We start from the raw sequence: 15,193 nt of genomic DNA, 5'->3' as shown, positions 1-15,193 counted from the left end.
CTCGCCTCCGGCTTTCCAATCCCGGAGAACAGTTGTTAACTGCATGGCATGAGTCACACTCTCGGCATCCGGCAGGCCCAGAAGCAGAAAACCCGGCAGGCACTCCTCGACGCGGCGCTCCAGCTGCTCGAGGAGCAGAGCCTGAGCAGCCTGGGACTGCGCGAGGTCACCCGTGCCGTGGGCGTGGCGCCCACCGCCTTCTACCGGCACTTCCGCGACATGGCCGACCTGGGCGTGGCACTGGTCGAGGAGGCGCTGAGCAGCCTGCACACCACGCTCGTCTCGCTCCTCGCGGCGACCGGCGACAGCGCGGACAGCGACGGCGAGGAACGCATCGCGGCCACGGTCGAGTTGATCGTCGCCTATGTGCGCACGCACCCCGCGCACGTGCGCTTCATCGCGCGCGAGCAGCACGGCGGCGTGCAGGCCGTGCGGTCCGCGATAGGTGATCAACTCACCCTGTTCGCCCAGGAGGTGAAGGCCCAGTTCGCCCGGGAGCCCGAGTCCGCGGGCTGGGACGACGACGACCTCCTGATGCTCGCCAGAATGTACGTCGACCACATGGTGATGACCGCGTCCGCACTCCTGGAGGCGGCGCCGGACGCCGAGGAACGAGTGGCGGCCAGTGCGCGCCGACAGCTGCGTCTGGTGTCGCTCGGGCGGCGCCACTGGCTGGACGGGCAGTGACCTGAGCACCCGACACGGCCGTCGGCCGGGGGCCTCGACACCATGCCTCGACACCTATGTCTCGACACCTATGTAAGGAGCTACTAGCCTTACGGTCATGACGACCGATCGCGACTGGACACTCGACCAGACCTTCGCGGGACCGACCGGCGCCGTCCGCTGGACCGCCATCGGCCCCGCGGACGCACCGCCCGTCGTCCTGGTCCACGGCACCCCTTTCTCCTCGTACGTCTGGCGGGGCGTGGCCCGCGCACTCTCCCGCGAGCACCGCGTGTACGCAGGGGACCTGCCGGGCTACGGCGCCTCCGAGATGCGCTTCGGACAGGACGTGTCCCTGGCCGCGCAGGCCCGCGTCCTCACCGAGCTCCTCGCCCACTGGGGCCTGGACGAACCGGCGGTCGTGGCCCACGACTTCGGCGGCTGCGTCGCCCTGCGCGCCCACCTCCTGCACGGCGCCCGCTACGCACGTCTCGCGGTCGTCGACCCGGTGGCCCTCGCCCCCTGGGGCTCCCCCACCTACCGCCTGCTCGGTGCGCACGCCGACGTCTTCGCCCAGCTGCCGCCCGCCCTGCACGAGGCACTCGTGCGCGAGTACGTCGGTTCGGCGAGCCACCGCGGCCTGCACCCCGCGGTGCTCGACCGCCTGGTCGAGCCCTGGTGCACCGAGGAGGGCAGGCCCGCGTTCTACCGGCAGATCGAGCAGAACGACCAGCGGTACACCGATGAGATCCAGGACCGCTACGGGGAGTTGGACCTGCCCGTCCTCATCTGCTGGGGCACGGACGACACCTGGATCCCGGTGGAGCGCGGCCACGAACTCGCCAAGCTGATCCCCGGCGCCGAGCTGCGGCTCATCGAGGGCGCGGGACATCTCGTGCAGGAGGACGCGCCCGCCGAGCTCACCGGCGAGCTCGGCCGGTTTCTGCGTACAGGCCGCTGACGGCGGCGGCGGCGCCCGCAAGCTCGGCGCGGACCTCGGGCGGCGAAAGGACCTCCACACTGGCGGCGAACGGCAGCAGCGTGCGGGCGTCGCCGACGTCGCCGAACCCCAGCCGGACGGTGATCCACTCGCTCTCCCCGTCGTCCTCCGGTGGCGCGCTCAGGAACTGCCCCTTGAGGCGCACGAACTGGGCGTAGCGGTCCCGCGCGACGCGTGCCGTCACGTCGACGCCGACCGGCCGGTCCTCGACCTGGCGCTTCAACACCGCCCAGACATCGGCGAGTTCCACGCCTGGTCTGCGCTGCACGGGCTGGTCCGTGAGGGTCGCCGCCTGCACGCGGTCGGCACGGAAGAGCCGCGGGGAGCCGCGCCGGTCAGCGACCAGATACCAGACACCCGCCTTGGAGACGAGGCCGTACGGATCCACCGTGTAGGCGCTCGGCCCCGCGTCGCCGCTGTGCCGGTAGCGCAGCCGCAGCCGCCGGTCACTGAAGACGGCGTCCTGCAGTACGTCGAGATCGACGGCGACCGGATCCGATCCGCGGGGCCCCGGCATCCAGCGTGCCGAGTCGACGAGGATGCGCCGGCTCGTCAGCTCGGCGGCGGGGCGGTGCGATGCGGGCAGCGCCGCCATGACCTTGCGCAGCGCCGAGCCGAGCGCCTCGTCGAGCCCGAGCGCGGCGTGCGCGCCCTGCGCGGCCAGGATGAACAGCGCGCGTGACTCGTCCGCCGTGAGCCCCGTGACGTCCGTACGGAAGCCGGGCAGGAGCGCGATGCCGCCGTGCCGCCCGCGCTCCGCGTAGACCGGGACGCCCGAGGCGGAAAGCGCCTCGATGTCGCGGTAGATGGTGCGTACGGAGACTTCGAGGCGGTCGGCGAGTTCATGGGCGGGGACCTGCCCGCGGGTCTGGAGCAGCAGCAGGATCGAGAGCAGCCGGTCGGATTTCACGCGGTCAAGGATGGCCTGTCGGCCCTCCGCCGATCATGCTTATGATGCAGGCGTGTTCGATTCCCGGCACATCAGGTCATTCCATGAAGTGGTCCGGACCGGCTCCTACTCCGCCGCCGCCCGCTCGCTCGGCTATACGCAGCCCGCGATCACCCAGCAGATGAAGGCGCTCGAACGGTCCGTCGGCACGGTCCTGTTCACCCGCGTCGGCCGCAGGATGCGGCTGACCGAGGCGGGCGAGGCACTGTCCCGGCACGCGGGGATCATCCTCGGCAACATCAATGCCGCCCAGCAGCAGATGAACGCCATCACGGGCCTGCGCACCGGCCGCGTCCGCATCTGCGCCTTCCCCAGCGCCAACGCCACCCTCCTCCCCGAGGCGCTGTCCCGGCTCGCGGTGAGCCACCCCGGCGTGCGCGTCGAACTCCAGGAGAACGAGCCGCCCGAGTCCCTCCAGCGCCTGGTGGACGGCGACTGCGACATCACCCTGGCCTTCCACTACCCCGGCCTGCACGAGGACGTGCCGGACGAGGTGATGGAGATCCCGCTGATGGAGGACCAGTTGACGGTCCTCATGCCCTCCCGGCACCCGCTGGCCAGGCGCCGTTCCGTCCGGCTCGTCGACCTGGCCGGCGAGCGCTGGATCGCGGGCTGCCTGCGCTGCCGCGCCAACTTCCTGCACGAGTGCGCCGAGCAGGGCTTCACGCCCGACATCGCCTTCACCACGGACGACAACCTCGTCATCCAGAGCCTGGTCGCCGAGGGACTGGGCATCGCGATGATGCCGGGGCTGGTCCTCGACTTCCTGCGCCACCGTCAGGTGACGGGCCGGGCCCTCGACCCGGCGTCACGGCGGCAGGTCGCCGCGTACGCGCTGCGGGAGCATCTGCGGATTCCGGCGACGGCGCTGGTGCTCGACGAACTGAAGGCGGTCGCGGCGAACCGCGTGGGCTGCTGAGGCGACGTACCCCTCCGCCCCTTCCTGCTCCCCCCTCTCCATCCATAAGCAGAAGTTGGGAAGTGGCTTAGAAACTGTCGTTGGACGTGATGGAAGGACGGCAGGACGCTGCCCCTATGAGTGCCTCCACCACCGCGTACCGAGCGGCCCGCACCACCGGGCGTCTTGACGCCCTCGTCTCCGGCATACGTAAGGCCGTCGGCCGGGGGCTTCCGCCGGATCTGACGGCGTACCTGGTCGAAGAACTGCTCGCGCCTCATCTGGGCGCCGCCGAACTGCTCACCGACGAGCAACTCTCCGGTGACCCCGAGCGCTACCGGCAGCATCTGCTGCACGCCGAGCACGACGGCAGCTTCTCGGTCGTCGGCATCGTCTGGCTGCCGGGTCAGCGCACGCCGGTCCACGACCACGTCTCGTGGTGCGTCTCCGGCGTCCACGAGGGTGCGGAACACGAGCGTCGCTACCGCCTCGTCCCGGCGTCGGCCGACACCCCTGCTCGGCTCGTCGCCACCGAGGACCTGGTCAACCGGCAGGGCACGGTGTGCGGTTTCGCGCCGCCCGGTGACATCCACCGGGTCTGGAACGGCGGCACGGAGCGGGCGGTCTCGCTCCACGTGTACGGCGCGGACATCTCCCGCCTGGGCACCAGCGTGCGCCGGGTGTACGACCTGCCGGCCGACCGCTGATGGCGCTCCTGGGGCAGCGTCAGCAGATCTCCGCGGTCGCGCCTCCCGGGCGGCCCCGTCCGCTGCCGGGGCTCGCCCTCGCCGCGCTCGGCGTGACGGTGGCCTCGGTGACGCATGCCCTGATCCCGGCCGTGCCGATGCTGACGGCGGCGGTGGTGCTCGGCCTCGTGGCAGCACATGTGCCGGGTGTGCGCGCGGTCGTACGAGGCCCCGGCAAGGCGGGGCTCTCCCTCGCGGGCAAGCGGCTGATGCGGCTCGGCATCGTGCTGCTCGGCCTGAAACTGAGTTTGGACGATGTCCTCGGCCTCGGCTGGGCGACGGTGCTGATGGTGCTCGGGGTGGTGGCGGCGACGTTCTTCGGGACGTGGTGGCTCGGCCGGCGGATGGGGCTGCCCGGCGACCAGCCGCTCCTGATCGCCACCGGGTACGCGATCTGCGGGGCGTCCGCTATCGGCGCGGTCAGCGAGGCGACCGAGAGCGAGGAGCGGGACGCGGCGGTCTCCGTGGCGCTCGTGACGCTGTGCGGGACGCTGGCCATCGCCGTACTGCCGCTGATGCAGGGGCCGTTGGGGCTGAGCGACGCGGAGTTCGGCCGGTGGGTCGGGGCCGGTGTGCACGACGTGGGCCAGGTGGTGGCCACGGCGCAGACCGCTGGGCCTGGTGCGCTGGGGGACGCGGTTCTGGTGAAGCTGATGCGGGTGGCGATGCTTGCGCCGCTGGTGGCGGGGGTTGCGTTCGCCTTGCGGGCGCGGGCCGCTGCTCCGGGCGGGGCGGCCGGCCGTCGTCCGCCTCTGCTGCCGCTGTTCGTGGCGGGGTTCGTGGGGATGGTGGCGGTGCGGAGTACGGGGTGGGTGCCGGGGTCCGTACTGGACCTGGCGGGCCACGCCCAGGAACTCCTGCTGGCGGCCGCCTTGTTCGGCCTCGGCTCGGTGGTGGACCTGCCGTCGCTGATCCGAACGGGCGGGCGGGTGGCGGCGCTTGGGGTGTGTGCGTGGGTGGTGGTGGCGGGGGTTTCGTATGGGGGCGTGCGGCTGGTGGGGTAGGGATTTTCCCCAACCCCACCCCTTCCCGAAAACTCGCTCGGCGCGAGGGCCTGCGTTCCTTCATCACCGGCTCCGCCGAGTTCGTCCTCAAACGCCGGACGGGCTGAAAGATTCCCGCCGGTCCGGACATAGTTTTCAGCCCCTCCGGCGTTTGAGGAGCGGGGTCTGGGGCGGAGCCCCAGGTTCGGGAAGGGGTGGGATTGGGGAAAGCCCCGCAGGGACCGCTCCGGCCTCAGCCCAACCGCACCCGCGCCAGCTGTCGCGACTGGGCCACCAGGCGGTCCGCCGCGTCCCAGACCTCCGCGTCCTCCTCCAGGAAGCCCCCGGCAAGGTTGCGCGTGGTGATCGAGACCCGGAGAGGACCCGGCGCCGGCCTCGCGCGGACGTGGACCGTCAGTTCCACCGTCGGCACCCAGCCGGAGATGCCCAGCTCGAAGGCGGTCGGCGGCAACGCGTCCACCGCGAGCAGCAGCGACAGCGGATCCGCGTCTCGCCCGTCCGCGAGGCCGAACCAGGCGCGCATCTCCCCCTTGCCGGAGGGCTGGCCGAGGGCCCACCCCAGGGTGGAGGGGTCCAGCTTCAGGAACAGCCGGTCACTGATCGCGGAGCTGCCGGGCACCGGCCGGTGGTCCGGGGCGTCCTGGGGGCCGAAGCACTGCTCGAGCGGCGGCAGCTCCGGCGGCTTGGCCGTCGTACGGACGTCGTCGGGAAGGCCCGCCAGGTCTCCGTACGAGGCGAGGACACGGATTCGTTCGACCTCGCGCCCCTCCTCGTCGTACTGGAAGAGCGAGGCCTGTCCGGTCGACAGGGTCCGCCCGGCCCGCGCCGTGTCCGTGCGGATCACGGCGGGCCCGGGGTGGGACGCCGTCAGGTAGTGCGCGGAGACGGTGAAGGGGTCCGAGTGCGGCAGGGCGTCGGCCAGCGCGCGGCCGAGGACCGCGAGGAGATAGCCGCCGTTGACGGCGTTGATGATCGTCCAGCCCGCGGAGAGATCGATGTCGTAGACCCCGGGCTCCCGCCGGGTGACCGCGGTGTCGCGGTCGAACTCGCTGTCGCCGATGCTCGCGGGCACCGCTGCCGGTATGGATGCTGCCTCTGCCATGGCAGCAACGTACAACATCTCATTACTGAGCGGTAGCTTTTTGTGCCGGGCCGCTCCCCTCACTACCCCGCTCCCCGCACTGCCCCGCTCCCCCGCTAGCCCGCTTCCTCCACCTCGACCGCGGTGGACCGCCGGTGCCACGCCCGGGGCGCCCGCCAGTGGTAGCGCAGCGCGAGCAGCCGCAGGACGAAGGTCGTGATCACGGCGAGGGTGCTGGTGAAGGCGTTCACCATGTCGTAGTTGATGCAGAGCGCGACCGTCGCGGATCCGACGATGGCGGGCACGGCGTACAGGTCACGGTCCCAGCGCACCAGGGACGGCACCTCGTTGGCGATGATGTCGCGCAGCACGCCGCCGCCCACCGCGGTGGCGAGCCCCAGGGCCGCCGAGGCGGTGAGGCCGAGGCCGTAGTCGTACGCCTTGGTCGTGCCGGTGACACAGAAGAGGCCCAGGCCCGCCGCGTCGAAGACGTTCACCGCGAGCTGGGTGCGCTCCACCTCCGGGTGGAGGAAGAACACCAGGGCGGCCGCGAACAGCGGCGTGATGAAGTAGCCGAGGTCGACGAAGGCGGCGGGTGGCACCGCCCCGATGACCACGTCACGGAAGATCCCTCCGCCCAGGGCGGTGACCTCGGCGAGCACGACGATCCCGAAGACGTCGAAGTTCTTGCGTACGGCGAGCAGCGCGCCGGAGATCGCGAAGACGAAGATTCCGACGATGTCGAGCGCGTGCTGGACGGAGGGACTGAACAGATCCTGGATCACGCGACATTCTTACCTGCCCACCGCCCAGCCCCACGCACCCCCTACAGGGCGGGCTTGCCCTTCGTGAACAGCCACGTCTCGAAGAGTGAGTCGAGCTGCTTGCCCGAGATCTTCTCGGCGAGCCGGATGAACTCGGCGGTCGTGGCGTTGCTGTAGCGCTGCTGCGCGGCCCAGGCCGGGAGCAGCTTGAAGAACGCCTTGTCGCCGATGCGCTCACGCAGGACCTGGAGCGTCATGGCGCCGCGCTGGTAGACGGCGGAGGCGAACATCGTGTCGCGCTGCGGGTCACCGACGACTGTCTGCCAGAAGGGCGCGTCGGCGGGGCGTGCGTTGTAGCCGGCGAGGAAGGCCTCGCGGGCGGTCTGGGTGCCCTTGTGCTCGCTCCACAGCCACTGGGAGTAGGTCGCGAAGCCTTCGTTGAGCCAGATGTCGTTCCACTTCTCGGGGGTGACGGAGTCGCCGAACCACTGGTGGGCGAGTTCGTGGGCGATGGTCGACTCGCTGCGGATCGCGGAGTAGACCGGCTTGGTCTGCGTCTCCAGGGAGAAGCCCGCCTGCGGCATGTCGTCGACGATCGCGCCGGTCTCCTCGAAGGGGTAGGGGCCGAAGACCTTCGACCAGTAGTCGGTGACCTCGGCGGTGACGCCGTACACGTCGACGTTGTTGCTGTTCTCCAGGACGGGGTCGATGGCCACGTAGATCGGGGTGCCGCCCGGGGTCCTGCCCTGCTTCACGTCGAACTTGCCGATGGTGGCGGTCGCGAGATACGTCGCCATGGGCTTGGTCTCGCGCCAGTGGGCGACGGTCTGCCCGCCCTTGGTGTACGTGTCGACGAGCCGGCCGTTGGAGACGCCGGTCAGGCCCTTGGGGGCCTTGATGCGGATGTCGAAGGCGGCCTTGTCCGAGGGGTGGTCGCTGGACGGGAACCAGGTCGAGGCGGCATTGGGCTCGCAGGCGACGAAGACGCCGTCGGTGGTCTTCATCCAGCCGTAGTCGGAGCCGAAGACGATGGGACCGCTCAGCGGCTCGGGCACGCCGCCGTAGCTGACGGTCACGGTGAACGACTTGTTCTTGCGCAGGTGGTCGCGGGGGCTGATGCGGATCTCGTCGCCGTCGCGGGTGAACTTCGCGCGTCTGCCGTCCACCTCGATCTTCGTCACCTCCAGCTTCTGGAGGTCGAGGTCGAAGGAGGAGAGGTTCTGGGTGGCGCGCGCGGTGATCGTGGTGCGGCCGTCGAGGCGGTCGGTGTCGGGGTTGTACGCCAGGTCGAGGCCGTAGTGGCGTACGTCGAACCCGCCGTTGCCGAGCAGCGGGAAGTACGGGTCGCCGACGCCGGGCGAGCCGGGGTGCGGTGCGGGTGCGGCGGCGATCAAGCAGAAGGAGGCGGCGGCGGTGGCCAGTGCCCCCAGACGTGCCGAACGGGAGAGTGCCATGAGTCATCCCTTCGCGCGTGTTCCGGTGAGACGGACACGCAGACTCTGCACTCTCCCGTATGGGCGTGTACATGACCTGGTGACTGATTTTTACCAAGTCATCAGGCGCTACTTGTCAGTTGACCCCTGACCCTTGGACTCCGCTTCCGGGGCGTCCTTCGCGACGGCCGCGGCGGTGTCCTCCGGGGCGGTCACGGCGGTGTCCTGCGTGACGGTCTTCTTCGGGGCCGCGGCCTCCTCGGCCGTCTCCTCCGCCTTGCTCACCACCGACACCACCTCGATCGCCTCCGTGGCGACCTGCAGCAGCTTGGTGTCGCCCGGCTGCTGGTCCTCGGCGTTCTCCGGGTGGTGGCACGCCACCTGGTGACCGGAGGCGAGGGGGATCAGCGGCGGCTCGGTCTTCGCGCAGATCTCCGTGGCCTTCCAGCAGCGCGTGTGGAAACGGCAGCCGGTGGGCGGGTCGATCGGCGAGGGGACGTCACCGCGCAGCAGGATGCGCTCGCTCTTGACGCCGCGCCGCTTGGGGTCGGGCACGGGCACCGCGGAGAGCAGCGCCTTGGTGTACGGGTGCATCGGCGTGGAGTAGAGGTCCTTGCGGTCCGCCAGCTCCACGATCTTGCCGAGGTACATCACCGCGATGCGGTCCGAGACGTGCCGGATGACCGAGAGGTCGTGCGCGATGATCACGTACGTGAGACCGAGCTCGTCCTGGAGGTCGTCCAGGAGGTTGACCACCTGCGCCTGGATGGAGACGTCCAGGGCGGAGACGGGCTCGTCGGCCACGACCAGCTTCGGCCGCAGGGCGAGCGCACGCGCGATGCCGATGCGCTGGCGCTGGCCGCCGGAGAACTCGTGCGGGTAGCGGTTGTAGTGCTCGGGGCTGAGCCCCACCCGCTCCAGCATCTCCTGCACGTGCTTCTTCAGGCCGCCCTCGGGCTTGACGCCCTGCAGCTTGAACGGCGCACCGACGATCGTGCCGATGGTGTGCCGCGGGTTCAGCGACGAGTACGGGTCCTGGAAGATCATCTGCACGTCGCGGCGCAGCGGCCGCATCTTGCCGGTGCCCAGGTGCGTGATGTCCACGCCCTCGAACTCCACGCGGCCCGCGGTCGGTTCGAGCAGACGGGTGATCAGGCGGCCCATCGTCGACTTGCCGCAGCCCGACTCGCCCACGACGCCGAGCGTCTCACCGGGACGCACGTCGAAGCTGAGCCCGTCGACGGCCTGGACGGCCGCCACCTGGCGCTTCAGCAGCCCCTTCTTGATGGGGAAGTGCTTCACCAGGCCGTCGACCTTGAGCAGCGGCTCGACCGAGCTCTTCGCCTGCGCCGGGATCGTCATCTCCTGGCCCTTCGCCTGGTCTTTCGTGTCGTCTTTCACAGCTTCGGCGCAATCTCTTCGGTCCAGATCCGGGTGCGCTCGTCCTGCGACATGTGGCACGCGGTGAAGTGTCCGGGCGCGACCTCACGCAGGTCGGGGCGCTCACGGCGGGTGATCTGGTCCTTGGGGATGTCTGCGTACGGGCAGCGCGGGTTGAAGGCGCAGCCCGTAGGCAGGTTGATCAGGCTGGGCGGGGAGCCCTTGACCGGCACGAGACGGTCCATCTCCTCGCGGTCGATGCGCGGCATCGACCCCAACAGGCCCCAGGTGTAGGGGTGCTGGGGCTCGTAGAAGACCTTCTCCGCGGTGCCGCGTTCGACGCAGCGCCCGCCGTACATCACGAGCAGCTCGTCCGCCATCTCGGCGACCACGCCCAGGTCGTGCGTGATCATGATGACCGCGGAGCCGAACTCCTTCTGCAGGTCGCGGATGAGGTCGAGGATCTGCGCCTGGACGGTGACGTCGAGGGCGGTCGTCGGCTCGTCCGCGATGAGCAGCTCGGGGTTGTTCACCAGGGCCATCGCGATCATGGCGCGCTGGCGCATGCCGCCGGAGAACTCGTGCGGGTAGCTGTCGACCCGCTTGTCCGGCTGGGGGATGCCCACCCGGTCGAGCATCTCGATGGCGCGCTTGCGGGCGACCTTCTTGTCCACCTTGTGGTGGACGCGGTACGCCTCGGTGATCTGCTGCCCGATGGAGTAGTACGGGTGCAGCGCGGACAGCGGATCCTGGAAGATCATCGCCATCTCGCGGCCACGCAGCTTGCGCACCTCGTTCGGGTCCGCGCCGAGCAGCTCCGTGCCGTTCAGCCAGATCTCGCCGGACAGCTGCGGCTTGCGGCTGCCGTACTGGCCCGCGGTGTGCAGGCCGAGGATGCCCAGCGAGGTGACCGACTTGCCGGATCCTGACTCGCCGACGATGCCGAGGGTCTTGCCCTTCTCCAGCTTGAAGCTGAGCCCGTCGACGGACTTGACCAGGCCGTCGTCGGTCGGGAAGTGCACCTTGAGGTCGCGCACCTCGAGGAAGGCGGTGGGAGCGACCGAATCGGCGACGGGTTCTCCGACCGCCGCTCCGGTCTTGTGCAGTTCGGTCATCCCAGCCTCACTCGCGGGTCGATGACGGCGTACAGAAGGTCGACGACGAGGTTGGCGAGGGCGATCGCGAGCGATGCGCACAAGGTGACGCCGAGGATCACCGGCAGGTCCTTGTTGCTGATGGCCTTGACCGCCTCGAGGCCGAGCCCCGGCAGGTTGAAGGTGGACTCGGTGAGTACGGCGCCGCCGAGGAGCACACCGAGGTCGAGGCCGAAGACGGTGAGGATCGGCGTCATGGCGGAGCGCAGCGCGTGCCGCCTGATGACGACGGACTCGCCGAGCCCCTTGGCGCGCGCGGTGCGGATGTAGTCCTCACCGAGCACTTCCAGCATGGTGGCGCGGGTGAGTCGCGCGTACATGGCGGCGTTCAGGAACGCGAGCACGATCCACGGAAGGATCAGCGTCTCAAACCAGATGTTGATCGGGTCTTCCGTGGTGAGGGTGTCCTCGATCTCCACCCAGCCGAGGGTGTGGACGAAGAGCCCCATCGCGATCATGCCGGTGAAGAAGATCGGCAGCGAGACGCCGGCGAGGGCGGTGATCATCGCCGTGCGGTCCCAGATGGTGCCGCGCTTGAGCGCGGAGAGCACACCGGTGGCGACACCGGCGACCAGCCACAGCACACACGCGCCGGCGGCGAGCGCGGCGGTGACGGGCAGGGCGTCCTTGAGGGTCTCCCAGACGGGCGCCTCGGTACGGAAGGAGTACCCGAAGCAGGGGGCGGGACAGTGCGTCACGTCGGCCCCGTTGGCGTAGTCACGCCCCATCGGGATGCCCTTGACGAAGTCCCAGAACTGGACGAGCAGAGGGTCGTCGAGACCCAGTTTGATCCGGATGCCCGCGAGCTGCTCGGCACCGGACGACTTCCCGGCGAAGAGGACGGCGATGTCCTGTCCCGCCCACTTGGGCAGCATGAAGAAGACGGTGAAGGTCGCGAGCAGTACGACCAGCACCATGACGACGACGGCGATCAGGCGCCGGATGAGATAAGCAAGCACTGTGCGCGGCCCGGCGGTGGCCGGGGCCCCCTTGTGAGGGGCCCCGGCCACCGCCCGAGGCCATCACCTGCCCTTCGGACTGGCGGGATTCGGCGGTGGGTCTGCCTTGTTGCGGGCGGGGACTACTTCTTGTCGTTCACACCGATCGACACGTAGTCGTAGCGACCGCTGTACGCGGCGGACGAGTAGACGTTGGTCGCCCGCGAGGAACGCCAGCTGATGTTCTTCTCGTAGATGAAGGGCATCCAGTAGGCCTTGTCGACGATCTCGTGGGCCAGGTCGGTGTAGATCTGACCGGCCTTGTCGGGGTCGACGGTGCCGATCGCGTCGTCGAAGAACTTGTCGATCTTCGGCTCGTCGATCTGCGACTCGTTGTAGTTGCCGTTCTCGTTGATGAAACGGCTGTCGAACAGCGGCTGGGCGTAGCCCTGGCCGGTCGGGAAGTCAGGACCCCAGCCCGCCATCGTCATGCCGATGCCGCGCTTCTTCACGACCGAGGGGGAACCGGTGATGCTGGAGGAGTCGGCGCCGTCGATCTGGTCGACATCGGCGTTGATGTTGACCTTCTTCAGCTGCTCCTGGAGCGCCGTGGCGGCGTCCACCTCACCCGGCTGGTTGGTGCGGGCCGAGATCTTGGTCGAGAAGCCGTTCGGCTTGCCGCACTCCTTGAGCTGCGCCTTCGCCTTGGTGACGTCCGGCTTGCCCTTGCGCTCCTTGATGCCGTACGGGTCGTAGTCGTCGTGACCCTTGATCGACTTCGGGAAGACGCTGGTGGCGATCTCACCGGCGGCGATCGGGCCACCACGGGTCTTCTGCAGGCTCGCGAAGTCCGTGGCGTAGAAGACGGCCTTGCGGCAGGCCTCGTTGTCGAACGGCTTCGTCTTGGTCACCAGGGCGACGTAACGGACGAAGTCCGTCTGCATGTTGTCGACGTTGCCCTTGTGGTCCTGCATGGCGGTGGTACGACCCGACTGGGTCATGCCGGTGCCATTCATGTCGATGTCGTAGTCGCCTTCCATCAGGCGCTTGTCGTTCTCTTCGAGGTTCGCCGAGATGGTGACCTGGATCTTGTCCGGCAGCGCGGGACGGACCGGGTCGGACGACTTCTTCCAGTTCTTGTTGCGGACGAGCGTGATGCTCTTGCCCGCGCTGTAGTTCTGGAACTTGTACGGGCCGGAGGAGAACGGGCGCTGGGTGTACTTGGCGCCGGTGTCCTCGGACTGCTTCACCGGGGTGCCCGACGGCATCGCGAGCATCTGCTCGAAGTCGCCGTTCTTCTTGGGCAGCTTGAAGATGATGGTGTTGTCGTCCGGCGTCTCGATCGCCTTCAGACCGAGCTTGTCCTTCGACTTGTCCTCGTAGGGGCCCTTGTACTCGCCCTTGGGGTCAAGCGTGGACTTCAGGTAACCGGGGCCACCGGTGATGACCTTGGTGGCCCAGATGCGCTCGATGCCGTACTTGATGTCCTTGGAGGTCAGCTTCGAGCCGTCCTCCCAGGTGAGGCCGTCACGCAGCTTGTACGTGTAGGTCTTGCCGTCGTCGCTGATCTTCGCCGTGTCCTCGGCGAGGTCGGGGACGAGCTTGTTGGACGCGGCACCCGGCTTGGTGTCGTACGTGATCAGCGTGCGGGTGTAGAACCGCATGAAGTCCCACGTCATGCCGTAGTAGGCACGCTGCGGGTCGGCCGAGTCCAGGTCCTGCTTGGCGATGAACTTGAGCGTTCCGCCCTTCTTCGCCGACGCGTTCGCGACCTTGCCGATCGCCGCGTTGTAGCCGGCGCCCTTGCTGTCGTCGTCGTCGCTGCCGCCGCCGCACGCCGTGGTGGTCACCAGCGCCGCCACGACGAGGGCCGCGCCTGCGGTCAACCGTCGTTTAGAGGAACCTGTGGGCATTTCTCGCATCCTCCGAGATTCGCGGTCCTTGGCTTTGACTGCCTTGGAACCATGGGAAGAGCCACCTGACGCTGCGGCAGGGGCAAGCCATTTGGAGCTGTTCAACGAGTTCCCTTGGGGTCCAGGGCGTCGCGCAGCCCGTCACCGAAGAGGTTGAAGGCAAGCACGGTCACGAAGATCGCCAGGCCGGGGAAGACCATGAACATCGGATCGTGCTCGTACGTCGCCAGGGCGTCCCGGAGCATGCCGCCCCAGGAGGCGGTCGGCGGACGCACACCTGCGCCGAGGAAGCTGAGGGCCGCTTCGGTGAGGATGTTGGTGGGGATCATGAGCGTCGCGTACACGGTGATCGGCGCGATCAGGTTCGGCAGCAACTCACGGAAGAGGATGTGCCGTTGGCCGCCGCCGAGGCTGCGGGCCGCTTCCACGTACTCGCGTTCGCGCAGGCTGAGGGTCTGCCCTCGGACGATGCGCCCGACGTAGGGCCAGCCGAAGAAGCCGATCACCAGGATCAGCACGGCGATGCGGACACCGCTGCCGGTGAGACCGAGCAGGTCGTCGGGGAGGACCGAGACCAGGGAGATCACGAAGAGCAGCTGCGGGAAGGCGAGCAGCACGTCCATGACCCGGCTGATCAGCGCGTCGACCCAGCCGCCGAAGTAACCGGCGATGATGCCGAAGAAGGTGCCGAGCACCACGGCCACCACGGCGGCGAGGAAGGCCACCAGGAGCGAGATGCGGGCTCCGTAGACGATGCGGCTGAAGACGTCGCGGCCCTTGTTGGGCTCCACCCCGAAGAGGAAGTCCCAACTCATGCCGCCGAACGCGCCCTTGGGCAGGTTCGTCAGGTCTTCCAGCTCTTCCTGATGGAACTCGTTGGGCGGGTGGCCCAGCAGGGAGACGATCAGGGGGGCGAAGACGGCGACAACGACCAGGACGAGCACGGTGATGCCGCCGGCCAGAGCGACCCTGTCCCGCTTGAGGCGGTTCCAGGCGATCTGCTTGAGGGACCGCCCCTCGACCTTCCTCACCCCTGCATCAGCTGCGGGAGCGACGTCCGCTGTCGGGTCCGCGTCCGCAGGTGTGTCATGCAATGGTGCCGTCATCGTGGCAGGGACCCCTCTCAACCGGTGGTGACCGGCCCGCACTTGCCGCTGTAGCGACGTGATCAGTCCGTCGTACACAGGGGCGAAGCGCCCCACTTGCGGGAGTCTTCATCGGGGTTGCGATCTGTTACCAGCCTTGACGGGGAAAGGATGCTCAACCG

Annotated in this window: 14 protein-coding genes; 5 read left to right on the top strand and 9 right to left on the bottom strand. The window is 69.0% G+C overall.

Features of this window, described 5'->3' with window-relative positions:
- Positions 1-48: 48 nt before the first annotated feature.
- Both AB0M70_RS27835 and AB0M70_RS27830 read left to right on the top strand, forming a co-directional pair.
- Positions 49-687: a TetR family transcriptional regulator gene (locus AB0M70_RS27835; protein WP_365823906.1), complete on the top strand. Its 639-nt coding sequence runs from the start codon at positions 49-51 to the stop codon at positions 685-687.
- A gap of 97 nt (positions 688-784) precedes the next feature.
- On the top strand, positions 785-1,627 hold the full coding sequence (locus AB0M70_RS27830) for an alpha/beta hydrolase (RefSeq protein WP_365823904.1): 843 nt from the start codon (positions 785-787) through the stop codon (positions 1,625-1,627).
- Here AB0M70_RS27830 and AB0M70_RS27825 read toward each other — a convergent pair.
- The gene (locus AB0M70_RS27825) at positions 1,587-2,576 is read right to left on the bottom strand and encodes a YafY family protein (protein WP_365823902.1); all 990 of its coding nucleotides are present in this window, start codon (positions 2,574-2,576) and stop codon (positions 1,587-1,589) included. The genes AB0M70_RS27830 and AB0M70_RS27825 overlap by 41 nt on opposite strands.
- A 52-nt stretch (positions 2,577-2,628) precedes the next feature.
- On the opposite strand from AB0M70_RS27825, the gene AB0M70_RS27820 reads away from it, so the two are divergent.
- The 3 genes from AB0M70_RS27820 (at position 2,629) to AB0M70_RS27810 (ending at position 5,263) form a co-directional block, all read left to right on the top strand.
- Positions 2,629-3,534, top strand: coding sequence for a LysR substrate-binding domain-containing protein (locus AB0M70_RS27820; protein WP_365823900.1), 906 nt, complete (start codon positions 2,629-2,631; stop codon positions 3,532-3,534).
- 116 nt (positions 3,535-3,650) lie between these two features.
- The gene (locus AB0M70_RS27815; RefSeq protein WP_365823898.1) at positions 3,651-4,220 is read left to right on the top strand and encodes a cysteine dioxygenase family protein; all 570 of its coding nucleotides are present in this window, start codon (positions 3,651-3,653) and stop codon (positions 4,218-4,220) included.
- On the top strand, positions 4,220-5,263 hold the full coding sequence (locus AB0M70_RS27810) for a putative sulfate exporter family transporter (protein ID WP_365823896.1): 1,044 nt from the start codon (positions 4,220-4,222) through the stop codon (positions 5,261-5,263). Before AB0M70_RS27815 ends, AB0M70_RS27810 begins: the two co-directional genes overlap by 1 nt.
- A gap of 232 nt (positions 5,264-5,495) precedes the next feature.
- On the opposite strand, the gene AB0M70_RS27805 is transcribed toward AB0M70_RS27810, so the two are convergent.
- From AB0M70_RS27805 to AB0M70_RS27770, 8 genes are all read right to left on the bottom strand, one after another.
- Positions 5,496-6,365, bottom strand: a complete 870-nt coding sequence (locus AB0M70_RS27805) for a thioesterase family protein (protein WP_365823894.1) — start codon at positions 6,363-6,365, stop codon at positions 5,496-5,498.
- 95 nt (positions 6,366-6,460) lie between these two features.
- Positions 6,461-7,129, bottom strand: a complete 669-nt coding sequence (locus AB0M70_RS27800; RefSeq protein WP_365823892.1) for a trimeric intracellular cation channel family protein — start codon at positions 7,127-7,129, stop codon at positions 6,461-6,463.
- A gap of 41 nt (positions 7,130-7,170) precedes the next feature.
- Entirely contained in the window at positions 7,171-8,562 is a 1,392-nt protein-coding gene (locus AB0M70_RS27795) for a M1 family metallopeptidase (protein WP_365823890.1), read from the bottom strand.
- Between the two features lie 108 nt (positions 8,563-8,670).
- Positions 8,671-9,903 (bottom strand): dipeptide ABC transporter ATP-binding protein, encoded by a 1,233-nt coding sequence (locus AB0M70_RS27790; RefSeq protein ID WP_365824267.1) that lies wholly within the window; start codon positions 9,901-9,903, stop codon positions 8,671-8,673.
- A 35-nt stretch (positions 9,904-9,938) separates the two neighbouring features.
- Positions 9,939-11,036 carry an ABC transporter ATP-binding protein gene (locus tag AB0M70_RS27785; protein ID WP_365823888.1) on the bottom strand — a complete coding sequence of 366 codons (1,098 nt, stop codon included), beginning with the start codon at positions 11,034-11,036 and terminating at the stop codon, positions 9,939-9,941.
- Entirely contained in the window at positions 11,033-12,034 is a 1,002-nt protein-coding gene (locus tag AB0M70_RS27780; protein WP_363212659.1) for an ABC transporter permease, read from the bottom strand. Before AB0M70_RS27780 ends, AB0M70_RS27785 begins: the two co-directional genes overlap by 4 nt.
- Before the next feature lie 122 nt (positions 12,035-12,156).
- Complete coding sequence (locus AB0M70_RS27775) at positions 12,157-13,926, bottom strand: ABC transporter substrate-binding protein (protein WP_365823886.1); 1,770 nt, start codon at positions 13,924-13,926, stop codon at positions 12,157-12,159.
- A 101-nt stretch (positions 13,927-14,027) separates the two neighbouring features.
- On the bottom strand, positions 14,028-15,032 hold the full coding sequence (locus AB0M70_RS27770) for an ABC transporter permease (RefSeq protein ID WP_365823884.1): 1,005 nt from the start codon (positions 15,030-15,032) through the stop codon (positions 14,028-14,030).
- Positions 15,033-15,193: the final 161 nt, after the last annotated feature.

This window comes from Streptomyces sp. NPDC051214 (genome assembly GCF_040682375.1).
Lineage (GTDB): Bacteria > Actinomycetota > Actinomycetes > Streptomycetales > Streptomycetaceae > Streptomyces.
The sequence above is the reverse complement of the archived record's forward strand: the minus strand, read 5'-3'. Positions and strand labels throughout refer to the sequence as shown.

Bases quoted from the DNA above. Each gene is read 5' to 3' on its own strand.
- AB0M70_RS27835 (WP_365823906.1), top strand. From the start codon at position 49: ATGAGTCACACTCTCGGCATCCGGCAGGCCCAGAAGCAGAAAACCCGG.
- AB0M70_RS27830 (WP_365823904.1), top strand. From the start codon at position 785: ATGACGACCGATCGCGACTGGACACTCGACCAGACCTTCGCGGGACCG.
- AB0M70_RS27815 (WP_365823898.1), top strand. From the start codon at position 3,651: ATGAGTGCCTCCACCACCGCGTACCGAGCGGCCCGCACCACCGGGCGT.
- AB0M70_RS27810 (WP_365823896.1), top strand. From the start codon at position 4,220: ATGGCGCTCCTGGGGCAGCGTCAGCAGATCTCCGCGGTCGCGCCTCCC.
- AB0M70_RS27805 (WP_365823894.1), bottom strand. From the start codon at position 6,365: ATGGCAGAGGCAGCATCCATACCGGCAGCGGTGCCCGCGAGCATCGGC.
- AB0M70_RS27795 (WP_365823890.1), bottom strand. From the start codon at position 8,562: ATGGCACTCTCCCGTTCGGCACGTCTGGGGGCACTGGCCACCGCCGCC.
- AB0M70_RS27790 (WP_365824267.1), bottom strand. From the start codon at position 9,903: ATGACGATCCCGGCGCAGGCGAAGAGCTCGGTCGAGCCGCTGCTCAAG.
- AB0M70_RS27785 (WP_365823888.1), bottom strand. From the start codon at position 11,036: ATGACCGAACTGCACAAGACCGGAGCGGCGGTCGGAGAACCCGTCGCC.
- AB0M70_RS27775 (WP_365823886.1), bottom strand. From the start codon at position 13,926: ATGCCCACAGGTTCCTCTAAACGACGGTTGACCGCAGGCGCGGCCCTC.
- AB0M70_RS27770 (WP_365823884.1), bottom strand. From the start codon at position 15,032: ATGACGGCACCATTGCATGACACACCTGCGGACGCGGACCCGACAGCG.